Below are 19,761 nucleotides of genomic sequence, written 5' to 3'. Positions count from 1 at the left end.
CACTTGGCATGTTCGGCGCCTCTCAGCCCGTGACCGCATCCTCGACCCCGCTCGTCCCGCTCCCCCGCCGGCCGCTCGGCCCGTCCGGCGCGAGCGGTCAGGTCCGGCGGTGGTACGAGAACGAACTGGGGTGGCCGACGGTGCCCGGCGATCCTCTGCGGCTGCCGGTGGGGGTGCGCTACGACGTCCTGGACGTCCCGGCGGAGGCGGGGCACGCGGCCCTGCGGCGCCTGGCGCCCGGATCCCCCGTCGCGCTGCACGGCGGCCGGATGCTGCTCCTGGTGGCCGCGGGCGGCGCGGAGGAGCTCCCCGGGCTGCTGGACTGGCTGGACTGGGGGCCCCTGTCGCTGGATCTGGTGGCGATCGGCGCGGGCGGGCTCATCGAGGCGCCGCCGCCCCCGGTGCCTCACGGGGAGAGTGCGGTGCCTCACGGGGAGAGGCCGGTACCGCCGGCACGCGGGTCGCGCACCGCGGCGCCCTGCGCGGCGGGGGCTCCGCCTGCTCCCTGGGGCCGGGCCGGTTCCCAGGGGGCCGCCGTGTGGCTGCGGCCCCCCGAGCCGGGACGCGAGGTAGAGGCCTCGCTGCCGACGCTGTCGGCGCTGGGGGGCGTTGGGGGCGCCCCCGATCTCGTGCGGCTGGTGAACACGGTGGCCACACAGTGCCACCGGGTCCGGCTGCGGCGCGCGTGCGCCCAGCCGCCGGCCATGCGTGCGCAGGGTCGGTAGGGCCGCTGTTCAGCCGTTGGCCTTCTCGTAAGCCTCGCGGATGGTCGCCGGAACACGGCCGCGGTCGTTGACCTCGTAACCGTTCTCCTTCGCCCAGGCGCGGATCGCCGCGGTGTCCTGGCTGCCGCTCGAAGCGGCGCGCGCCTTTCCACGCCCGCCCGAAGCACGGCCTCCGGTACGACGACCGCCCTTCACGTAAGGCTCGAGAAGGCCACGGAGCTTGTCCGCATTGGCAGTGGTGAGGTCGATCTCGTACGTCTTGCCGTCCAGCGCGAACGTCACGGTCTCGTCCGCCTCGCCACCGTCGAGGTCGTCGACAAGAAGGACCTGAACCTTCTGTGCCACCGGATTTCCTTTCATCGATATCTTCAGGGCGGGTGTGCCGGCGTCCGCCGTATCGCCGTCCCCTTGTTATATGCAGTACTGCAGTACGTCGGAAAGCAAACCGCTTTTGCCGGAAAAACACAAACCCCCGGCAGAGCCCGGCAGCCGGCCCCGGTCCGGAAACGTGCGCGTTTCGGACATAGGGAACCGGGGCAGGGGCGGGCGCCGCGGAATATGCCTTGACGAACCGGCCGGACCCGCTAGCGGTCTACTGGCGCACGGCGATCACAGATGCAGAAGCATCCGGCTGTTGCCCAAGGTGTTCGGTTTCACTCGTTCGAGTCCGAGGAACTCCGCGACACCCTCGTCATAGGAACGCAGGAGCTCCGCGTAGACATCCGTGTCGACGGGCGTCTCGCCGATCTCCACGAAGCCGTGCTTGGTGAAGAAGTCGACTTCGAAGGTCAGACAGAAAACACGGCGAACGCCGAGCCAGCGGGCGGTCTGCAGCAACTTCTCCAGCACACGGTGTCCGACGCCCGCGCCCTTCAAGCCGGGCTTCACCGCGAGAGTGCGGACTTCCGCGAGGTCTTCCCACATCACGTGCAGCGCGCCGCAGCCGACGACCTCGGCGTTGTCGTCCCGTTCCGCGACCCAGAACTCCTGGATGTCCTCGTAAAGCGTCACCGTTGCTTTGTCGAGCAGGATGCGGCCGCGGACGTAGGCGTCAAGGAGGCCCCGCACGGCCGGGACGTCGCTGGTGCGGGCCCGTCGGACGGTGATGGCTTTTGCGGTGGCTTCGGGGCTCTTCGCGGACATGACGGGACGCTATCGCCCGCCGAGGTCCCGAGCGGAGGCGGGGTTCTCCTCGGGCTCTTCCCCGGGTTCCGCTCGTTCGGCCGGTTCTGCGGATTCCGACGGTTCGGTCGGTTCCGGGGTTTCCGGTCCCTGCACGATGCGGACGGCATCGCTGAGAGACTGCCGCTGTTCCTCGCTCATCATGCCGAAGAAGGCGACGAGAGCGGCGGCGGGGTTGTCGCTCTGCGACCAGGCGTCGTTCATCAGGGCGGCTGCGTAGGCGGCGCGGGTGGAGACCGCCTCATATCGATAGGCACGGCCTTCCGCCTCGCGGCGCACCCAGCCCTTCTGATGGAGATTGTCCAAAACGGTCATCACGGTGGTGTACGCGATGGACCGCTCCTTCTGAAGATCTTCCAGGACTTCTCGAACGGTCACCGGGCGGTTCCACTTCCACACCCGCGACATGACCGCGTCTTCGAGTTCTCCCAATGGGCGAGGCACAGCTCAGAACAATAGTGGGAGATCCCGGTAATGGCGTGGCGGACGTGCGCGGGAGCGGCGAAAGGTAACAAAAAGGGCGTACGGCTCGTGAGTGCGGGCGCCGCGGGGTGCGGGTCCGCCGAGTCGTACGCCCTCGGAGGGGGTGGGGTCAGGCCTCGGCCTTCGGGGAGGTCACGGTGGTCTGGCGGGCACCGTCCACGCGGGCGAGGGCTGCGTCCACGGCCGCGTCCTCCTTGGCCTTGTTGGCGCCGCCCTGTGTCTTCACGATCACCCGGATCACGCCGATGAAGAAGACGGCCATGACGACCGGGGGCAGGAGCGCGGAGACGTAGTCCATGGATCCAGGGTAGCCACGTCAGCCGGCGGCGAGCTGCTGGGGGTTCGCGGGGGGTGGCGGGGCCGGCTTGCGGCGCGGGAAGACCTCGCCCGGGGTGGGGATCGGGCGGGAGGGCTTCGGTGTGTCGGGGCCGGGCGCCGGGGCGGGCTTGGGGGCCGGGGCCGGTGGCTTGCGGGCGGGCTTCTTCTCGGGCCGCTCCTCCGGGCCGTCCCCGGCGGATGCGCCGGCCAGGGCGCAGCGGCCTCCCGGGATGGCCAGGAGGCGGGCGCGGGAGCCGGGAACGGCGGCCACGGGGAGAGCGGCGGGGGTGAGGGGGGTGACCGCGCAGCGATCCAGCAGGGCCGCCGCGGCGGGGTTGCCGCGCAGGGCGCGAAGGGCGGCGAGGTCGTCGGGCAGGGGGCGGTAGCCGGCACCCAGCGCCTCGTCCAGGAGCGCGAGGTAGCCGGCGGCGGTTCCGGGGAGGGCGGCGCGATACCGGCCCAGGTCGGCCACGAGGAAGGCGCGCAGCCTGGCCCCCTCCCGCAGTGCCTCGTCGAGTGACTCTGCGAGACGGAGACAGTCCTGGACGTCGTCGGCCGAGGCGGGTGTGGGGTCGAGGGCGAGGGCGAGAGCGCGGCGGAGCACACGCAGCTCCTCCACACCGAACGCCATGCCGCCGCGGGATCCGTATGGCGTGGGCATGCGGCGACGATACGCGCTAATCAGACAAATTACGTATAGGGGATGGGTGTGGCGCGGGGGAACACTCGGGTGGGGGTGGGGGAAGCCGGGGGTGGTGTGGCCGGGGGATGCCGGGGGCGGCGCGGCCGGGGCGGCGGAAGCGGCGGGCCGGGGGATGCCGGGGGCGGCGCGGCCGGGGCGGCGGAAGCGGCGGGCCGGGGATGCCGGGGGCGGCGTAGCCGGGAGACGCCCGGGGCGGCGTGGCCGGGGCGGAAGCGACGGGCCGGGGATGCCGGGGGCGGCGTGGCCGGGGGACACCAGAGGCAGCGCGACCAAGGACGCCAGGCGGCTCGGCCGGGATGCCGGGGGCGGTCGCGGCTAGGGGTGGGGGGCGCAGTCCGATTCCTCGTCGGGTTGCGCCCCCCTCCTCCGCCGCTCACATGCGCGACACGTTCCGCTCGTAGACCAGCCGTAGTCCGATCAGCGTCAGCCACGGCTCGTGTTCGTCGATCACCGACGACTCGCCCAGGACCATCGGTGCGAGACCGCCCGTGGCGATGACGGTGACCTCGTCCGGGTCCTCCGACAGCTCGCGGGCCATGCGGTTGACCACTCCGTCGACCTGGCCGGCGAAACCGTAGATGACACCCGACTGCATCGCCTCGACCGTGTTCTTGCCGATGACGCTGCGGGGCCGGGCCACCTCGATCTTGCGGAGCTGGGCGCCGCGGACGCCCAGGGCCTCCACGGAGATCTCGATGCCGGGTGAGATGACCCCGCCGACGTACTCCCCTCGCGCGCTGACCGCGTCGAAGGTCGTCGCCGTGCCGAAGTCGACGACGATGGCGGGGCCGCCGTAGAGCTCGACCGCCGCGACCGCGTTGATGATGCGGTCGGCTCCGACCTCCTTGGGGTTGTCCATGAGGATCGGCACGCCCGTCTTGACGCCCGGTTCGACGAGGATCGCGGGCACGTCGCCGTAGTAGCGGCGCGTCACCTCGCGGAGCTCGTGCAGGACCGAGGGGACGGTGGCGCAGATGGCGATGCCGTCGATGCCGTCGCCCAGCTCGTCGCCGAGGAGCGGGTGCATGCCCATCAGGCCCTGGAGCAGGACCGCCAGTTCGTCCGCGGTGCGGCGCGCGTCCGTGGAGATGCGCCAGTGTTCGACGATCTCGTCGCCGTCGAACAGGCCGAGGACGGTGTGGGTGTTTCCTACGTCGATCGTCAGCAGCATGACCCGTATCCGCCCTACTCCGCCGGCCGCAGGTCCAGGCCGATGTCCAGGATCGGCGAGGAGTGGGTGAGGGCTCCGACGGCGAGGTAGTCGACGCCGGTGTCCGCGTAGGCCTTGGCGTTGCCGAGGGTGAGGCGGCCCGAGGCCTCCAGGGCGGCGCGGCCCTGGACGATCTCGACGGCCTCGGCACACTCGCCCGGCGTGAAGTTGTCCAGCAGGATCAGGTCGGCCCCGGCGTCCAGGACCTCGCGGAGCTGGTGCAGGGTGTCGACCTCGACCTCGATGGGGACGTCCGGGAAGCGTTCCCGGACCGCCTGGAAGGCCTGGGCGACGCCGCCCGCGGCGACCACGTGGTTGTCCTTGACCAGGGCCGCGTCCGAGAGGGACATGCGGTGGTTGACGCCGCCGCCGCAGCGGACCGCGTACTTTTCGAGGCTGCGCAGGCCGGGGGTCGTCTTGCGGGTGTCGCGGACCTTCGCCTTGGTCCCGTCGAGCGCGTCCGCCCACGCGCGCGTGGCCGTCGCGACGCCCGACAGGCGGCACAGGATGTTCAGCGCGCTGCGCTCGGCCGTGAGGAGGTCGCGGGTGCGGGTGGTGACGGAGAGGAGCTTCTGGCCCGCTTCGACGCGGTCGCCGTCCTCCGCGTGGCGCTCGATCTCGAGCTCCTCCTCGCAGACCACCGAGATGACCGCCTCGGCGACGCGCAGACCGGCCACGGTGCCCGCCTCGCGTGCGGTGAAGTCGGCCGTGGCCACCGCGTCCTCGGGGATGGTCGCCACCGTCGTCACGTCCACGCCGTGGGCCAGGTCCTCCTGGAGGGCCACGTTGGCGATGTCCTCGACCTCGACGGGGTCGAGGCCGGCGTCGGCCAAGAGCTGGGCGAGTGCGGGGTCCAGGCCGCACTCCAGGTACGCCTCGTCGTCCGCGCCGCAGGCGCAGCCGTCTCCGCAGCCTCCGGAGGAGACGAGGGGAAGGTCGGGGGTGCTCACGTCGGTCACTGCTCCTGGGGGGCCTGGGGCGGGAGGGTCGGAGGGAAGTGTGTGGTGTCCGTGGTGTGCACGGCCAGCGTGCGGTCCGGGTTCAGGGTCACGACGATGTGGCGGCGCCAGGCCGCGTCGTCGCGCTCGGGGCGGTCCTCGCGCCAGTGGCAGCCCCGGGTCTCCTCGCGCAGCAGGGCGGCGGCGACCAGGACGCGGGCCACGCACAGGAGGTTGGTGGCCTCCCAGGTGTCGACGCCCGCCTCGGCCGTCTTGCCGTGCTCGGCGAGGGCCTCCCGGGCGTCGGTGTGCAGGCGCTGGAGCTCGTCGGCGGCCTTGCTGAGGGACCCGGCCGAGCGCAGGACGCCCGCCCCGCCCGTCATGATCCGCTGGATCGCGAAGCGGGCCTCGGGGGTCTGCAGCGGGTGCTCGGGGATCTCGGGGTGCGGGACCGGCTGGGGCACGCGCGCGTGCAGGCCGTTCGCCGCGATGTCGGCCGCGATGCGCTCGGCGTAGACGAGGCCTTCGAGCAGGGAGTTGGACGCCAGCCGGTTGGCTCCGTGCACTCCGGTGCAGGCGACCTCGCCGCACGCGTAGAGGCCGGGGACGGTCGTGCGGCCGTGGGAGTCGGTGCGGACGCCGCCGGAGGCGTAGTGGGCGGCCGGGGCGACCGGGATGGGCTCGGTGACCGGGTCGATGCCGTGGGCGCGGCAGGCGGCCAGGATCGTCGGGAAGCGGTGCTCCCACATCTCCGCGCCGAAGTGCCGGCCGTCGAGGTACACGTGCTCGGCGTCCTGCTCCAGCATGCGGCGCAGGATGCCCTTGGCGACGATGTCGCGGGGGGCGAGTTCGGCGAGTTCGTGCTGTCCGACCATGAAGCGGACGCCGTCGGCGTCGATCAGGTGGGCGCCCTCGCCGCGCACGGCCTCGGAGACCAGGGGCTGCTGGCCCTCCGCGTCCGGGCCCAGGAACAGCACGGTCGGGTGGAACTGGACGAACTCCAGGTCGCTGACCTCCGCGCCCGCCCGCAGCGCGAGCGCCACGCCGTCGCCCGTCGACACCGACGGGTTGGTGGTGGCGGAGAAGACCTGGCCCATGCCGCCGGTCGCGAGGACCACCGCGGGGGCGTGGACGGCGCCCACGCCGTCGTGCTGGCCCTCCCCCATGACGTGCAGGGTCACCCCTGCGGTACGGCCCTCCGCGTCCGTGAGGAGGTCCAGGACGAGCGCGTTCTCGACGGTGCGCACGCCCCGCGCGCGGACGGCCTCGACCAGGGCGCGGGAGATCTCGGCGCCGGTGGCGTCGCCGCCGGCGTGCGCGATGCGGCGGCGGTGGTGGCCGCCCTCCCGGGTCAGTTCGAGATCGCCTTCGGAGGACTCGTCGAACCGGGCACCGGTCCCGATGAGGCGGCGTACGGCGTCGGGGCCCTCGGTGACCAGGAGGCGGACCGCGTCCTCGTCGCACAGCCCGGCGCCCGCGACCAGGGTGTCGTCGAGGTGCTGCTCGGGGGTGTCGCCCTCGCCGAGGGCCGCGGCGATGCCGCCCTGGGCCCAGCGGGTGGAGCCGTCGTCGAGACGGGCCTTGGTGACGACGACCGTGCGCAGGCCGGCGGCCTCGCAGCGCAGGGCGGCGGTCAGCCCGGCGACGCCGGAGCCGACGACGACCACGTCCGCGGCGATGGACCACCCGGCGGCGGGGGCGTGCAGTCGTATGCCTGTGGTGGTCACGAGGCGGCTCCGAAGCTGGTGAAGGTGAGGGGGACGTTGTCGATCAGCCGGGTCGCCCCGACCCGGGCGGCGACGGCGAGGACCGCGTCGCCGGTGAAGCCGTCCCCGATCTCGGTGAAGTCGGACGGGTCGACCAGGGCGAGGTAGTCCAGCGCGAGCGGCGGTTCGAGGCGGGCGGCCTCGTCGAGGACCTGGCGGGCGGCCGCGCGGACGGCCGCCGGGCCGCCCGGGACGGCCGTCGCCACGGCGTGCGCGTCGGCCGCCGCACGGGACTCCCCTATGGCGCTGAGGGCCTCGGCACGCGCGCGCGTGGCGGGCACTTCGCGGGCCCGGGCACGCAGTGCCTCCTGCGCGGCGTGCCGGTCCTGGCCCGCGAACAGGGCCCCGGACAGGGCGAGGGCGGTGCGCCGCTCGGCGGCCGACAGGTAGCGGTTGCGGCTGGACAGGGCCAGGCCGTCCTCCTCGCGGACGGTGGGCACGCCGACGATCTCCACGCCGAAGTTCAGGTCCCGCACCATGCGGCGGATCAGCGCGAGCTGCTGGGCGTCCTTCTGGCCGTACAGGGCGACGTCGGGGCGGGTCAGGTGCAGCAGCTTGGCGACGACGGTGAGCATGCCGTCGAAGTGGCCGGGGCGGGAGGAGCCCTCCAGGCGCTCGCCCATGGGGCCCGCGGTGATGCGGACCTGGGGCTCGCCGCCCGGGTAGACCTCGTCCACGGCGGGGGCGAACACGACGTCCGCGCCCGACTGTTCGGCGAGGGCGAGGTCCGCGTCCAGCGTGCGCGGGTAGCGGTCGAGGTCCTCGCCCTGGCCGAACTGGAGCGGGTTGACGAAGACGGTGACGACGACCTCGCCGTCCGGGCCGGCGATGGTGCGCGCGGTGCGGATCAGCGTGGCGTGGCCCTCGTGCAGCGCCCCCATGGTCATCACCACGGCGCGCCGGCCCGTACGCGTGCGTGCGTGCAGTTCGCCCGCGGTGCGCAGCAGGGTGGTGGTCATCGGGCGTCCCCTTCGGTGCCGTCGGTCCCGTGGGCGAGTACCCCGAGGAGGTCCTCGGCGAGTTCCGGCTTCAGCAGGCCGTGGGCCAGGGCCCGGTCGGCGGTCGCGCGGGCCATCGCCAGGTAGCCGGCGACGGTCTGCGGTGCGTGCCGGCGCAGCTCCGTCACATGGGCGGCGACCGTGCCCGCGTCGCCGCGCGCGACCGGGCCGGTGAGGGCCGCGTCGCCGGAGCGCAGGGCGTTGTCCAGGGCCGCGCCGAGCAGCGGGCCGAGCATCCGGTCGGGGGCGGCGACCCCGGCCGCGCTGAGCAGCTCCATGGACTGGGCGACCAGCGTGACCAGGTGGTTGGCGCCTAGGGCGAGCGCCGCGTGGTAGAGCGGCCGGTTCTCCTCGGCGATCCACTCCGGCTCGCCGCCCATCTCGATGACGAGGGCCTCGGCGGCGAGGCGCAGCTCCTCGGGGGCGGTGACGCCGAAGGAGCAGCCGGCCAGCCGCTGGACGTCCACGGGCGTGCCCGTGAAGGTCATCGCGGGGTGCAGGGCGAGCGGCAGGGCGCCCGCGCGCAGGGCGGGGTCGAGGACCCGGGTGCCGTACCGCCCGGAGGTGTGGACGATGAGCTGCCCGGGCCGCACGGATCCGGTGTCGGCGAGGCCGGTGACCAGGTCGGGCAGGGCGTCGTCGGGAACGGTCAGCAGCACCAGGTCGGACCGCTGGAGCACCTCGGCGGGCGGCATCACCGGCACGTCGGGCAGCAGCTGCCCGGCGCGGCGCCGGGAGGCCTCCGAGACCGCGGAGACGGCGACCGGGCGGTGCCCGGCGAGCTGCAGGGACGCCGCCAGCGCGGGACCCACGCGGCCGGCGCCGACGACGCCGACGGTGAGCCGCGCGGGGCGGTCCTTGGGGTCTGGCTGTGGGGTTGTGTTCACTCGACGGCGGCCTTCCCGTTCCAGTCCGCTCCGGGTACCGGACGATTTCTCGTCATGTTAACGCGATCGGTTCGAGGGGCGTTCGGTTGTCCACAGGCTGTGCACACCTGTGCGGCCTTCCCGGAACGGCGTACGGAAATGCGTATGCCCCGCCCCGGGGGCGCGCGGGAGGATCCCGGGCATGACCGATACCGCGGAACACGACGATCAGGTGACGGACGAGGACCGGGGCCCAGGGCTGGCGGACGAGGACCGGGGCCCAGGGCTGCGGGAGCGGCGGCTGGCCGCCCACCGCACGGCACGGCGCGTGTTCGCGCGCTTCGGCTTCCACCGCACCCTCCGGGAGCGCCTGGCGGTGCTGGAGGAGGCGGAGGGCGTCCACGACCTGGACGAGCTGTCCGACGTGTACGGCGACGGTGTCGTCGAGGCGCTGGAGACGAAGGTGGCCGGGCTGCTCGGCACCGAGGCCGCCGTGTTCTTCCCGACGGGCACGATGGCCCAGCAGGTGGCCCTGCGCTGCTGGGCGGGCCGCACCGGGAACCCGACCGTCGCCCTGCACGCGCTCAGCCATCCCGAGGTGCACGAGCGGAACGCGTTCAGCGAGGTGGGCGGGCTGCGCCCGGTGCGGTTGACCGGGGAGCCGCGGATGCCGACCGCTGCCGAGGTGCGCGACTTCGAGGAGCCGTTCGGGGCGCTGATGCTGGAACTGCCCCTCAGGGACGCCGGTTTCGTGCTGCCCACCTGGGAGGAGCTCACCGAGGTCGTCGACGCCGCCCGGGAACGGGACGCGGTGGTGCACTTCGACGGGGCCCGTCTGTGGGAGTCCACCGTCCACTTCGGCCGGCCCCTGGCGGAGATCGCGGGCCTGGCCGACAGCGTCTACGTGTCGTTCTACAAGTCCCTGGAGGGCTTCGGCGGCGCCGCGCTCGCCGGCCCGAAGGAGCTCGTCGAGGAGGCGAGGACCTGGCGGCACCGGTACGGCGGGATGGTCTTCCAGCAGTTCCCCACGGCGCTGTCGGCGCTGGTCGGGCTGGAGCGGCAACTGCCCCGGCTGCCGGAATACGTGGCCCACGCGCGCGTGGTGGCCGCCGCCCTGCGCGAGGGGTTCGCGGCGGCCGGGGTGCCGTGGGCGCGCGTGCACCCGGAGGTGCCGCACACCCACGACTTCCAGGTGTGGCTGCCGTACGAGCCGGAGGTCCTCGCGGAGGCGGCGGTCCGTACGGCCGAGGAGACCGGGGTCGTCCTGTTCGCAAGCGCCTGGGACCGGGGCGGACCCGGCCTGGCGCTCACGGAGGTGCATGTGCGGGCCGACGGCCTGGAGTGGACCGCCGAGGACGTGAAGGCGGCGGTGGCGGAGTTCACGGCCCGGCTGCCGGAGCGGATCAGGTAGGGCGCCGCCACCACCGGCTCAGGGCGTCCCGGAGCACGTGGCGGCCCGCGCGGGAGCGCCGTTCGTCGCGCCGCTCCCGTACGACCCGCCGGTCGTGCGTGCCCGGCGCGGGCGGCGCGGGCTCGCCGAGGGTCAGGGCCCGGTAGGTGTCGAGAAGGTGCTGCTGCGTGACGCTCATGGTGAATCGCCTCTGCGGGACGGGGTGATGGAGGTCCGAAGGCTCCGCGGCTGCCCCGGTGATCCCACCCTGCGCCCGCCCCGGGGACGGCGTCGCGTCGATTGACGGGGCCCGTCAATCGACGGGGGCGTTGTCGGTGGCCGGGTGCACCATGAGGGCATGAGCGTGCACATCGACATCACGGGGCTGAGGCCGGAGCAGGCCGCCGTCGTGCCCTCGCCCCTGGCCGAGCTGGGCATGGCGCTGCACGCGCTGTCCGAACCGGCGCACCACCCGGGCCTGCAGGGCTGGGTGACGGGCGTGACGGCCCGCCTCGACCCGCATCTGGCCGACCGGATGTGCGAGGCGGACTTCCTGTGGCGGACGACGTTCTCGGACCTGTTCCTGCCCTGGGCGGGCCTGCCGGACCGGCGTGCGCTCCCGGGCGCCACCCTCGCCGAGGAGCTGGACCAGCTCGACAAGCTGTCCGACGAGCAGTTCGTGGACGCGGCACTGGAGTTCACCTGTGCCACCGGCTACGGCGGGTGCGGGCCGACGGCGCTGTCCGACCCGGACACGCGCCGCCGGGCGCTGGACCTGGCTACCGCGAGGGGGCCGCGGCAACTGCGGTTCGGGGAGCGGCTGCTGGCCGACCCGCCCCGGATCCGGGGGTGGCTGCGGCAGTTCCTCCGGGACTGCGACGAGGCGTTCTTCGCGGAGGCCTGGGCCCGGCTGCGCCACCAACTCGCGGCGGACGCCCGGCACAAGACGGACCTGCTGCGGCGCAAGGGTCTGGCGGAGGCGCTGGCCGCGGTGTCCCCGGCGGTCACCCTCGACGAGGCCGCCGGCCGGATCACGGTGGACAAGCTGGGCGACGGCCGTACGTCCACGGGCGACGGCGGCCTCCTGCTCGTCCCCACCAGCCTGGGATGGCCGCATCTGATGGTCCTGCACCGGTACGGCTGGCAGCCGGTGCTGCACTACCCGGTGGGCTCCCCGGAGCTCGCCGCACCGCAGACCCTGGAGCAGCTGGCCATGCGGATGACCGCGCTGTCCCACCCGGTCCGGATGCGCATGTGCCGCCATCTGGCCCGCAGCGCGTACACCACCAGCGAGCTGGCGCAGGTGCACGGCATGACGGCCCCGGAGATATCCCGGCATCTGGCCGTGCTGAAGAAGGCGGGCCTGATCACCACCCGCCGCCGTGGGCGCTACGTCCTGCACCAGCTGGACGTGACGGTGGTGGCCCGGCTCGGCAGCGAGTTCCTGGAAGGGATCCTCAGGTAGCAGACCCGCGTGCGGGGTCAGCCGTGCGCGCGTACGGATCAGCCATGCGCGCGTACGGATCGGGTGCGCGTACGGCTCACGTGCGCGTACGGCTCACGTGCTTGAGTGCGGGCAGGGTGTGCGCGTACGGATCAGCCGTGCCCGCCGGCCCGCACCAGCCCCGTCTCGTAGGCCAGCACCACGACCTGCACCCGGTCCCTGAGCCCGAGCTTGGTCAGGATGCGGCCCACGTGGGTCTTCACGGTCGCCTCCGACAGCACCAGCCGCGCCGCGATCTCGCCGTTGGACAGGCCCTGCGCGACCAGCACCATGACCTCGCGCTCGCGCTCGGTGAGCCGCTCCAGCTCCTTGTGCTGGGGCTGCTTGGTGCCCGGCAGCATCGGCGCGAAGCGGTCCAGGAGCCGCCGGGTGGTGGAGGGCGCCACGACCGCGTCACCGCTGTGCACGGCCCTGATCGCGGCCAGGAGGTCGGCGGGCGGCACGTCCTTGAGCATGAAGCCGGAGGCGCCCGCCTTCAGCCCGGAGAAGGCGTACTCGTCGAGGTCGAAGGTCGTCAGGATGAGCACCTTCGGCGGGTCGGTGTCGGCGCAGATCCGGCGGGTCGTCTCCACCCCGTCGAGCTTGGGCATGCGGACGTCCATCAGCACCACGTCGACCTCGGTCGTCCGCAGTTCCTGGAGGGCCTCGACGCCGTCGCCCGCCTCCGCCACGACCTCCATGTCCGGCTGGGCGGCGAGCACCATCCGGAACCCGGTGCGCAGCAGCACCTGGTCGTCGACGAGCATCACGCGGATCGTCATCGGGCCTCTTCCATGGGGGTCGTTACAGGTGTCAGCAGGGGGCGTGCGCCGGTGTCAGTGCGCGGGTTTGAGCGGCAGCAGGGCACTGATGCGGAATCCTCCGCCCGGGCGCGGGCCGGCGTCCAGGGTGCCGCCGACCATACCGACCCGCTCGCGCATGCCGATCAGGCCGTGGCCCTGGCCGTCGAACCCGCCCTCCTCGTACAGCTCGTGCGGGGCGCCCTTGCCGTCGTCCTCGACGAGCAGGCCGAGTCCGTCGTCGAAGTAGACCAGTCGCACGCTCGCGCCCGCGTTGGCCCCGCCGTGCTTGCGGGTGTTGGTGAGCGCCTCCTGCACGATGCGGTAGGCGGTGAGTTCGACGCCGCTGGGCAGCGGGCGGGGCGTGCCCTCGACCTTGAAGTCGACGGGCAGTCCGGAGGTGCGGCACTGCTCGACGAGGTCCTCGATCTGCTGCACATCGGGCTGTGGCACGTACTCGCCGGCCTCCTGGTGCTCGCCGGTGCGCAGCACGCCGAGCAGGCGGCGCATCTCGGCGAGGGCCTGACGGCCGGTGGAGGAGATGGTCTCCAGGGCCTTCTTCGCCTGGTCGGGCGCGGCGTCGAGGACGTAGGCGGCGCCGTCGGCCTGGACCACCATCACCGACACGTTGTGCGCGACGACGTCGTGCAACTCGCGTGCGATCCGGGCGCGTTCGGCGGCGACGGCGACCTTGGACTGCGCTTCGCGCTCCTTCTCCAGGCGGGCGGCGCGCTCCTCCAGCTGCGCGAAGTAGGCGCGGCGGGTGCGGATGGAATCGCCGAGCACCCAGGCGAGGGCGAACGGGACGGTCTGGAGGACGGCCAGGGCGATGTCGCCGGCCACCCCCGTCTGCTCGTTCGACCAGCGCACCTGCGCCAGCGGGGCCGCGCACAGGCCGGCGATCAGCGCGAAGCGGGAGGCCCAGCGGGCGCCCTCCGCCGCGACGGTGTAGACGATCACCAGCATGGCGAAGTCCGAGGGCAGGATCGCGACGTCGGTGACCAGCTGCGCCACGCCGACCGCGGCCGCGAGCAGCAGCGCTTTCTCCGGCATCCGGCGGCGCAGCGCCACCACCAGGCTCAGCAGCAGCGTGATCGGAACTACCGCGGCCCAGGGGCCGATCTGCTCGCCCGCCGCCCCGCCCACTACCGAAATCCCGAGGAGGACCACGGCCCAGAAGCCGTCGACCCACATCGGGTGCTTGCGGAGGAAGTCATAGAGGCGCTGCACGTAACCCAGCGTAGGGAAGCGCGATAGGTGCAGGGGTCAACCGGAGGACCGATCCGCATCGGGCCCGCGTACTCCGCAAGGTGGAGTTGCGTTCGTTGTGTCCGCATAGCCTGGCCCGGTGACGGCAGGGACGAGGGATGAGTGGCAGGAGTGGCGCGGGTGGCGTGCGGCGGCGCGGGACGCCCTGTACGCGCCGGGGGGCTTCTACCGGCGCGCGGAGGGGCCGGCCGGACACTTCCGGACGTCCGTGCACGCGTCGCCCCTGTTCGCCCGGGCCGTGGCGCGGCTGCTGTGCCGCGTCGACGAGGCGCTGGGACGGCCCGTGGTGCTGGACTTCGTCGACATGGCGGCCGGGCGGGGCGAGCTGGCCGGCGGGGTGCTCGCCGCTCTGCCCGCGGACGTGGCGGCCCGCACGCGCGTGTGCGCCGTCGAGATCGCCGAGCGCCCCGCGGGGCTCGATCACCGGATCGAGTGGCTGGCCGAGCCCCCGAGGGGGACGACCGGGCTGCTGTTCGCCAACGAGTGGCTGGACAACGTCCCCGTGGAGGTCGCGGAGGTGGACGGCGCGGGTGTCGCGCGGCTGGTGCTGGTCCGGGAGGACGGGACCGAGCGGCTCGGCGAGCCGGTGGACGGGGAGCCGGCGCGGTGGCTGGAGCGGTGGTGGCCGCTGCCGGGCGAGGAGGGGCTGCGGGCCGAGATCGGCCTGTCCCGGGACGAGGCCTGGGCCACGGCGGTCGCGACGCTCCGGCGGGGAGTCGCCGTCGCCGTGGACTACGCGCACACGGCGGACACAAGGCCGCCGTACGGAACGCTCACCGGGTTCCGGGAGGGCCGCGAGACCACACCCGTCCCGGACGGCTCCTGCGACCTCACGGCCCATGTCGCCCTGGACGCGTGCGCGCTGCCCGGCGGACGCGTGCTCCCCCAACGCGAGGCGCTGCGCGCCCTGGGCGTGGCCGGCGCACGCCCCCCGCTCACGCTGGCCTCCACCGACCCCGGCGCATACGTGCGCGCCCTCGCGAGCGCCGGAGAGGCCGCCGAGCTCACCGCGACGGGCGGGCTGGGCGACTTCGGCTGGCTGGTACAGCCCGTCGGCGTCGAGGACCCCTTCTAGCCAGGCGCTACTTGTCGATGTCCCCGACCACGAAGAACATCGACCCCAGAATCGCCACCATGTCGGCGACCAGCGTCCCCGGCAGCAGCTCCGTCAGCGCCTGGATGTTGTTGTACGACGCCGAGCGCAGCTTCAGCCGGTACGGGGTCTTCTCACCCTTGCTGACGAGGTAGTAGCCGTTGATGCCGAGGGGGTTCTCGGTCCACGCGTACGTGTGGCCCTCGGGCGCCTTCAGGACCTTCGGCAGCCGCTGGTTCACCGGCCCGGGCGGCAGCTCGGCGAGCCGGTCCAGGCAGGCGTCGGCCAGGTCGAGGGCGTTGTGCGTCTGCTCCAGGAGGCACTCGAAGCGGGCCAGGCAGTCGCCCTCCTGCCGGGTGACCACCTTCAGGACATCGGCCAGCTCGCCGTAGGCGAGGTACGGCTCGTCCCGGCGCAGGTCGAAGTCGACGCCCGAGGCCCGCCCGATCGGCCCGCTGACCCCGTAGGCGTGCACGGCCTCGGCGGTGAGGGTGCCCACGCCCCGGGTGCGGCCCCGGAAGATCTCGTTGCCGAGCACCAGGTCGTCGAAGCGGTCCATCCGGGAGCGCACGTCGGCGACGGAGGCACGCGCACGCGTGGTCCACCCGGCCGGCAGGTCCTCCTTGAGGCCGCCCACCCGGTTGAACATGTAGTGCATGCGCCCGCCGGAGATCTCCTCCATGACGTGCTGGAGCTCCTCGCGCTCCCGGAAGGCGTAGAAGATCGGGGTGATCCCGCCGAGCTCCAGCGGGTACGAGCCGAGGAACATCAGGTGGTTGAGCACCCGGTTCAGCTCGGCGAGCAGTGTGCGCAGCCACACCGCGCGCTCGGGGACCTCCATGCCGAGCATCCGCTCCACGGCGAGGACCACGCCCAGCTCGTTGGAGAACGCCGACAGCCAGTCGTGGCGGTTGGCGAGCATGATGATCTGGCGGTAGTCGCGCGCCTCGAACAGCTTCTCCGCGCCGCGGTGCATGTAGCCGATCACCGGCTCGGCGTGCCTGATGCGCTCGCCGTCCAGGACGAGCTTCAGCCGCAGCACGCCATGGGTGGAGGGGTGCTGCGGCCCGATGTTGAGCACCATGTCGGTGCTCTCCGCGGCGCCGCCGATTCCGACCATGGTCTCCGTCGTAGGAGTCATGGACACAGTCTCCCCTACGTACGCTGGCCCCATGGAGACGGGGAGTCCGCAGAACACGGGGCCGGACGGGCCGCAGGGCACGATCCAGGCCGTCGGGAACGAGCCGGTGTGGATCGCGCTGCCGCCCGGCCTGCTGAAGATGCGCCGGTTGCTGCTGGTGGTGTGGCTCGGGCTGATCGCCCTGGCCGCCGGGCTGCTGCCGGGGCTGCTGGCCGGTCCCGCCTGGGCCGCCTTCGCGCTGCCGCCGCTGGCGCTGATGGCCTGGGGCTGGGTGATGATCGAGCGCAACTGGCGTTCCTGGCGGTACGCCGAGCGGGCCGACGACCTGCTGATCAGCCGGGGTGTGCTGTGGCGCGAGGAGACGGTCGTGCCGTACGGGCGGATGCAGCTGGTCGAGGTCACCTCCGGGCCCGTGGAGCGGCACTTCGGGCTGGCCAGCGTGCAGCTGCACACGGCCGCCGCCGCGAGCGACGCGACCATCCCGGGCCTGGATCCGGCCGAGGCGGAACGGCTGCGCGACCGGCTCACCGAGCTGGGCGAAGCCCGGTCGGCGGGGCTGTGACGGCGCCCGAGGCCGCCGAGGCCTCCGAGGCCGTCGCCGAGGTCACCGAGCGGCGGCTGCACCCCGTCACCCCGCTGCGCCGCGCCTGGGCACCGGTCGCGGTGCTCATCGGCTGGGCCGTGCACGACCCCGACGGGGCGCAGCGCCAGCTGACCCGTCTGACGACGACCACGCTGCTCATCGGCCTGGCCGTGCTCGTCCCGGCGGCCGCCCTCTACGGCTTCTGCTCCTGGTGGTTCACGCACTTCGCGGTGACCGAGAGCGAACTGCGCATCCGTACCGGGCTCGTCTTCCGGCGCACCGCGCACATCCGGCTGGAGCGAATCCAGGCCATCGACATCACCCAGCCGCTGCTGGCCCGGGTCGCGGGCGTCTCCAAGCTCAAACTCGACGTCATAGGCACCGACAAGAAGGACGAGCTGGCCTTCCTCGGCGCGGACGAGGCACGGTCGCTGCGGGCCGAACTGCTCGCCCGGGCGGCCGGTTTCGCACCCGAGACCGCGCACGAGGTCGGCGAGGCGCCGTCCCGGCAGCTGCTGCGGGTGCCGCCCCGTGTGCTCGCCCTGTCGCTGGTGCTGACGGGTGCGACCTGGATGTCGCTGGCCGCGGCGCTCGTCGTGCCGCCGGTGCTGTGGCTGCTCACCCACAGCCTGTGGACGGTCCTCGCGGTCGCCCTGCCGCTGCTGGGCGCGGCGGGCGCGAGCAGCGTCGGGCGGTTCGTCGCCGAGTACGACTGGACGGTGGGCGAGTCGCCCGACGGGCTGCGCATCGACCACGGCCTGCTGGACCGGGCCCACGAGACGGTGCCGCCGGGGCGCGTGCAGACCGTGCGGCTCGTGGAACCGCTGTTGTGGCGGCGGCGCGGGTGGGTGCGTGTCGAGCTGGACGTGGCCGGCTCGTCCAACTCCGTGCTGGTGCCGGTCGCTCCGCGCGAGATCGCCGAGGACGTCGTCGCGCGCGTGCTGCCCGGGGTGAGCGTGCCGGAGGCCGCGGCCCTGTCACCTGCGCCGCGCAGGGCCCGCTGGTGCGTGCCGCTGTGGTGGCGCGGCTACGGACTCGCCGTGACGGACGCGGTGTTCGCGGCCCGGTCCGGGCTGCTGCGGCGGAGCCTGGCGCTGGTACCGCACGCCAAGGTGCAGAGCGTGCGGATGACGCAGGGGCCGTGGGAGCGGGCCCGGGGCGTCGCCGACGTGTGTGTGGACACGGGCGCGAACAAGACGGTGCGGGCCCGGCTGCGGGACGCGGCCGAGGCGCGCGAGCTGCTGGCGGCGCAGGCGCAGCGGTCCCGGACGGGGCGCAGGGACGCACGGCCGGACCCCTGGACGGCCTGACCGCCGGACCACTGAACGGCCTGACCAGCCGACGCACAGACGGCCTGACCGCCGACACACAGACGGCATGACCGCCGACACACGAAGGGCCCCCGGCCGTAGCCGGGGGCCCTCCGTCGGATCAAGCGTCCGCACACGCCTCAGGACACCGCACTGCGCAGTCCCTGTACGTCGATCTGCTCCGTCTCGTCGTGCGCCGTCAGGTCGATGACCTGGCCGATACCGCGCGACTCCTCGTCGACCGGCTTGTAGCGGGCCTCGGTCTCGGCCTTGTGCAGGGCGAGCGCCTCCTGGCCGACGACATCGGCGAGATCCTCGTTCTGCACGGCCTCCAGGGCCGCCCGGGACGTGCCGGCCTTCGTGCCGAAGAAGTCGAACCCGCCCCCGGCCGACGGGCGCCGCACCGGCGCCTGCGGCGGGACGGCCACGGCGGTGGGCACGGTGTAGTGGCCGGGGAGCCGGCCTCCGGGCTGCTCGGGCCGGGCCGTCTCCTCGGCCCGCGCGCCCGCCGGGAGTTGGCCGGTGGCGCCGGGCCGCACGGAGGTCTCGGTGGCCGACGCCGACGCCTCGGCAGCCGGCTCGGGGGTGTCGACGGCCGGCTCGGGGGTGTCGACGGCCGGCTCGGGGGTCTCGGCCGCCTGCGCGGAACGCTCACGGCCCGTCTCGGCCGTCGCCCGCTCGTGCCCGTCGGCCGCCTCGGAACGCCCCTGCGCCTCGGTCTCGTCCTGCCGCGCCTGCTCCCGCGGCTCCGTCCGCTCCGGCTTCGGCTCCTGCGCGGGCTCCGCGTCCTCGCCCTTCGGGACGCCGTCGCCGTCGCCGCCACCGTCCGGGTCCGGCACCGGGACCCTCTCGCCGTCGAACCGGGCGAGCGCGGCAGCGGCCCGCAGGAACAGCCGGGAACCCTCGGGCGAGAACACGGCGGGGACCTCGGGCCCCTCCTCGACGGCGAGATCGGCGACCGTCTCGTCCGGCTCCGGCGCAGCGGCCGCCGTGTCCGACGTACCCGCCGGAAGCGCGGCCCGCACCGGAGCCGTCGCCTCTATCTCGAGCACCCGGCGCTCCTCCAGGACGCTCGCGCGCTCGGCCTCCGACGTGGCGTACCGGCGCAGCAGCGCGGCGTGCTCGTTGCGCAGCCCGGCCAGTTCCGTGCGCTTGGCGCGCAGCCGCTGCTCCAGCTTCCCGCGCAGCTCGCGCGACTCCTCGAGGTCGGCCTCCAGTTCGGCGACCCGCTCCTCGAAGCGCCACTCGTCGCTCGCCCGCGCGCGCGTGAGGTCGGCGACGCGCTTGCCCGCCTGGGCGTCCCAGCGGCGCAGCACGAACGCGCCGATGACCGCCGTCGCCGCGGCGGCCGCGGCCAGGCCGCGGAGCACCATCGGCTCCGTGAACACCCAGGGCGCCAGGGCGCAGACGAGGGAGACGCCTGCGATCGCCGACGGGGGCAGCATCCTGTGCAGGGGCGGGGAATGGCGGTGACGTCCACGTGGCATGGCCAGAAACTTACCG

Annotated in this window: 21 protein-coding genes; 6 read left to right on the top strand and 15 right to left on the bottom strand. The window is 73.7% G+C overall.

The features are described 5' to 3' along the window. Window positions 1–8 precede the first annotated feature (8 nt). Window positions 9–725 (top strand): SCO3374 family protein, encoded by a 717-nt coding sequence (locus QOL88_RS22090; protein ID WP_097218680.1) that lies wholly within the window; start codon window positions 9–11, stop codon window positions 723–725. A 9-nt stretch (window positions 726–734) separates the two neighbouring features. Here the strand turns inward: QOL88_RS22090 and QOL88_RS22085 are convergent, their stop codons facing one another. The 10 genes from QOL88_RS22085 to QOL88_RS22040 form a co-directional block, all read right to left on the bottom strand. Then, window positions 735–1,070 carry a histone-like nucleoid-structuring protein Lsr2 gene (locus tag QOL88_RS22085; protein WP_010048839.1) on the bottom strand — a complete coding sequence of 112 codons (336 nt, stop codon included), beginning with the start codon at window positions 1,068–1,070 and terminating at the stop codon, window positions 735–737. A 264-nt stretch (window positions 1,071–1,334) separates the two neighbouring features. Next, entirely contained in the window at window positions 1,335–1,868 is a 534-nt protein-coding gene (locus tag QOL88_RS22080) for an amino-acid N-acetyltransferase (RefSeq protein WP_031111859.1), read from the bottom strand. A gap of 9 nt (window positions 1,869–1,877) precedes the next feature. Then, on the bottom strand, window positions 1,878–2,315 hold the full coding sequence (locus QOL88_RS22075; protein WP_373559346.1) for a BlaI/MecI/CopY family transcriptional regulator: 438 nt from the start codon (window positions 2,313–2,315) through the stop codon (window positions 1,878–1,880). Between the two features lie 184 nt (window positions 2,316–2,499). Beyond that, entirely contained in the window at window positions 2,500–2,688 is a 189-nt protein-coding gene (locus QOL88_RS22070) for a hypothetical protein (protein ID WP_097218674.1), read from the bottom strand. Between the two features lie 18 nt (window positions 2,689–2,706). Then, window positions 2,707–3,339 carry a hypothetical protein gene (locus QOL88_RS22065; RefSeq protein ID WP_097218672.1) on the bottom strand — a complete coding sequence of 211 codons (633 nt, stop codon included), beginning with the start codon at window positions 3,337–3,339 and terminating at the stop codon, window positions 2,707–2,709. A gap of 445 nt (window positions 3,340–3,784) precedes the next feature. Next, window positions 3,785–4,582, bottom strand: coding sequence for a type III pantothenate kinase (locus QOL88_RS22060; protein WP_097218670.1), 798 nt, complete (start codon window positions 4,580–4,582; stop codon window positions 3,785–3,787). Window positions 4,583–4,596: 14 nt separating this feature from the next. After that, on the bottom strand, window positions 4,597–5,571 hold the full coding sequence (nadC, locus tag QOL88_RS22055) for a carboxylating nicotinate-nucleotide diphosphorylase (protein WP_097223125.1): 975 nt from the start codon (window positions 5,569–5,571) through the stop codon (window positions 4,597–4,599). A 5-nt stretch (window positions 5,572–5,576) separates the two neighbouring features. Beyond that, window positions 5,577–7,286 carry an L-aspartate oxidase gene (locus QOL88_RS22050; RefSeq protein WP_097218669.1) on the bottom strand — a complete coding sequence of 570 codons (1,710 nt, stop codon included), beginning with the start codon at window positions 7,284–7,286 and terminating at the stop codon, window positions 5,577–5,579. Next, window positions 7,283–8,284 (bottom strand): pantoate--beta-alanine ligase, encoded by a 1,002-nt coding sequence (gene panC / locus QOL88_RS22045; RefSeq protein ID WP_097218667.1) that lies wholly within the window; start codon window positions 8,282–8,284, stop codon window positions 7,283–7,285. The genes QOL88_RS22050 and panC overlap by 4 nt, the downstream gene beginning before the upstream one ends. Beyond that, a complete protein-coding gene (locus tag QOL88_RS22040) occupies window positions 8,281–9,210 on the bottom strand; it encodes a Rossmann-like and DUF2520 domain-containing protein (RefSeq protein ID WP_283445902.1) in 930 nt (309 codons plus the stop codon). The genes panC and QOL88_RS22040 overlap by 4 nt, the downstream gene beginning before the upstream one ends. A 181-nt stretch (window positions 9,211–9,391) precedes the next feature. Between QOL88_RS22040 and QOL88_RS22035 the strand changes: the two genes are divergently transcribed. Then, on the top strand, window positions 9,392–10,600 hold the full coding sequence (locus QOL88_RS22035; RefSeq protein ID WP_097218665.1) for a threonine aldolase family protein: 1,209 nt from the start codon (window positions 9,392–9,394) through the stop codon (window positions 10,598–10,600). Here QOL88_RS22035 and QOL88_RS22030 read toward each other — a convergent pair. After that, window positions 10,593–10,778, bottom strand: a complete 186-nt coding sequence (locus tag QOL88_RS22030) for a hypothetical protein (protein ID WP_097218663.1) — start codon at window positions 10,776–10,778, stop codon at window positions 10,593–10,595. The two genes, QOL88_RS22035 and QOL88_RS22030, sit on opposite strands and share 8 nt — an antisense overlap. A gap of 159 nt (window positions 10,779–10,937) precedes the next feature. On the opposite strand from QOL88_RS22030, the gene QOL88_RS22025 reads away from it, so the two are divergent. Further along, complete coding sequence (locus QOL88_RS22025; protein ID WP_097218662.1) at window positions 10,938–12,044, top strand: DUF5937 family protein; 1,107 nt, start codon at window positions 10,938–10,940, stop codon at window positions 12,042–12,044. A gap of 131 nt (window positions 12,045–12,175) precedes the next feature. Here QOL88_RS22025 and QOL88_RS22020 read toward each other — a convergent pair whose 3' ends face one another. Together QOL88_RS22020 and QOL88_RS22015 are read right to left on the bottom strand one after the other, a co-directional pair. Then, window positions 12,176–12,844, bottom strand: a complete 669-nt coding sequence (locus QOL88_RS22020) for a response regulator (protein ID WP_097218660.1) — start codon at window positions 12,842–12,844, stop codon at window positions 12,176–12,178. A 54-nt stretch (window positions 12,845–12,898) separates the two neighbouring features. Continuing rightward, window positions 12,899–14,092, bottom strand: a complete 1,194-nt coding sequence (locus tag QOL88_RS22015; protein WP_097218658.1) for a sensor histidine kinase — start codon at window positions 14,090–14,092, stop codon at window positions 12,899–12,901. Between the two features lie 118 nt (window positions 14,093–14,210). On the opposite strand from QOL88_RS22015, the gene QOL88_RS22010 reads away from it, so the two are divergent. Beyond that, entirely contained in the window at window positions 14,211–15,206 is a 996-nt protein-coding gene (locus QOL88_RS22010; RefSeq protein WP_097218656.1) for an SAM-dependent methyltransferase, read from the top strand. 7 nt (window positions 15,207–15,213) lie between these two features. Here the strand turns inward: QOL88_RS22010 and QOL88_RS22005 are convergent, their stop codons facing one another. After that, entirely contained in the window at window positions 15,214–16,365 is a 1,152-nt protein-coding gene (locus QOL88_RS22005; RefSeq protein WP_097218654.1) for an NADH-quinone oxidoreductase subunit D, read from the bottom strand. Window positions 16,366–16,396: 31 nt separating this feature from the next. Here QOL88_RS22005 and QOL88_RS22000 point away from each other — a divergent pair, with 31 nt between their 5' ends. After that, window positions 16,397–16,927, top strand: a complete 531-nt coding sequence (locus QOL88_RS22000) for a PH domain-containing protein (RefSeq protein WP_097218652.1) — start codon at window positions 16,397–16,399, stop codon at window positions 16,925–16,927. Beyond that, window positions 16,924–18,258: a PH domain-containing protein gene (locus tag QOL88_RS21995; RefSeq protein WP_097218649.1), complete on the top strand. Its 1,335-nt coding sequence runs from the start codon at window positions 16,924–16,926 to the stop codon at window positions 18,256–18,258. Before QOL88_RS22000 ends, QOL88_RS21995 begins: the two co-directional genes overlap by 4 nt. Window positions 18,259–18,398: 140 nt before the next feature. Here the strand turns inward: QOL88_RS21995 and QOL88_RS21990 are convergent, their stop codons facing one another. Beyond that, on the bottom strand, window positions 18,399–19,745 hold the full coding sequence (locus QOL88_RS21990; protein WP_097218647.1) for a hypothetical protein: 1,347 nt from the start codon (window positions 19,743–19,745) through the stop codon (window positions 18,399–18,401). Window positions 19,746–19,761: the final 16 nt, after the last annotated feature.

This window comes from Streptomyces sp. Ag82_O1-12, assembly GCF_900182715.1.
GTDB lineage: Bacteria > Actinomycetota > Actinomycetes > Streptomycetales > Streptomycetaceae > Streptomyces > Streptomyces massasporeus.
This window is presented reverse-complemented; position numbering and strand designations above follow the sequence as displayed.

Bases quoted from the DNA above. Each gene is read 5' to 3' on its own strand.
- QOL88_RS22000 (WP_097218652.1), top strand. From the start codon at position 16,397: ATGGAGACGGGGAGTCCGCAGAACACGGGGCCGGACGGGCCGCAGGGC.
- QOL88_RS22080 (WP_031111859.1), bottom strand. From the start codon at position 1,868: ATGTCCGCGAAGAGCCCCGAAGCCACCGCAAAAGCCATCACCGTCCGA.
- QOL88_RS22035 (WP_097218665.1), top strand. From the start codon at position 9,392: ATGACCGATACCGCGGAACACGACGATCAGGTGACGGACGAGGACCGG.
- QOL88_RS22030 (WP_097218663.1), bottom strand. From the start codon at position 10,778: ATGAGCGTCACGCAGCAGCACCTTCTCGACACCTACCGGGCCCTGACC.
- QOL88_RS22090 (WP_097218680.1), top strand. From the start codon at position 9: ATGTTCGGCGCCTCTCAGCCCGTGACCGCATCCTCGACCCCGCTCGTC.
- QOL88_RS22065 (WP_097218672.1), bottom strand. From the start codon at position 3,339: ATGGCGTTCGGTGTGGAGGAGCTGCGTGTGCTCCGCCGCGCTCTCGCC.
- QOL88_RS22070 (WP_097218674.1), bottom strand. From the start codon at position 2,688: ATGGACTACGTCTCCGCGCTCCTGCCCCCGGTCGTCATGGCCGTCTTC.
- QOL88_RS22005 (WP_097218654.1), bottom strand. From the start codon at position 16,365: ATGACTCCTACGACGGAGACCATGGTCGGAATCGGCGGCGCCGCGGAG.
- QOL88_RS21990 (WP_097218647.1), bottom strand. From the start codon at position 19,745: ATGCCACGTGGACGTCACCGCCATTCCCCGCCCCTGCACAGGATGCTG.
- QOL88_RS22075 (WP_373559346.1), bottom strand. From the start codon at position 2,315: ATGTCGCGGGTGTGGAAGTGGAACCGCCCGGTGACCGTTCGAGAAGTC.
- QOL88_RS22020 (WP_097218660.1), bottom strand. From the start codon at position 12,844: ATGACGATCCGCGTGATGCTCGTCGACGACCAGGTGCTGCTGCGCACC.
- QOL88_RS22025 (WP_097218662.1), top strand. From the start codon at position 10,938: ATGAGCGTGCACATCGACATCACGGGGCTGAGGCCGGAGCAGGCCGCC.
- panC (WP_097218667.1), bottom strand. From the start codon at position 8,284: ATGACCACCACCCTGCTGCGCACCGCGGGCGAACTGCACGCACGCACG.
- QOL88_RS22060 (WP_097218670.1), bottom strand. From the start codon at position 4,582: ATGCTGCTGACGATCGACGTAGGAAACACCCACACCGTCCTCGGCCTG.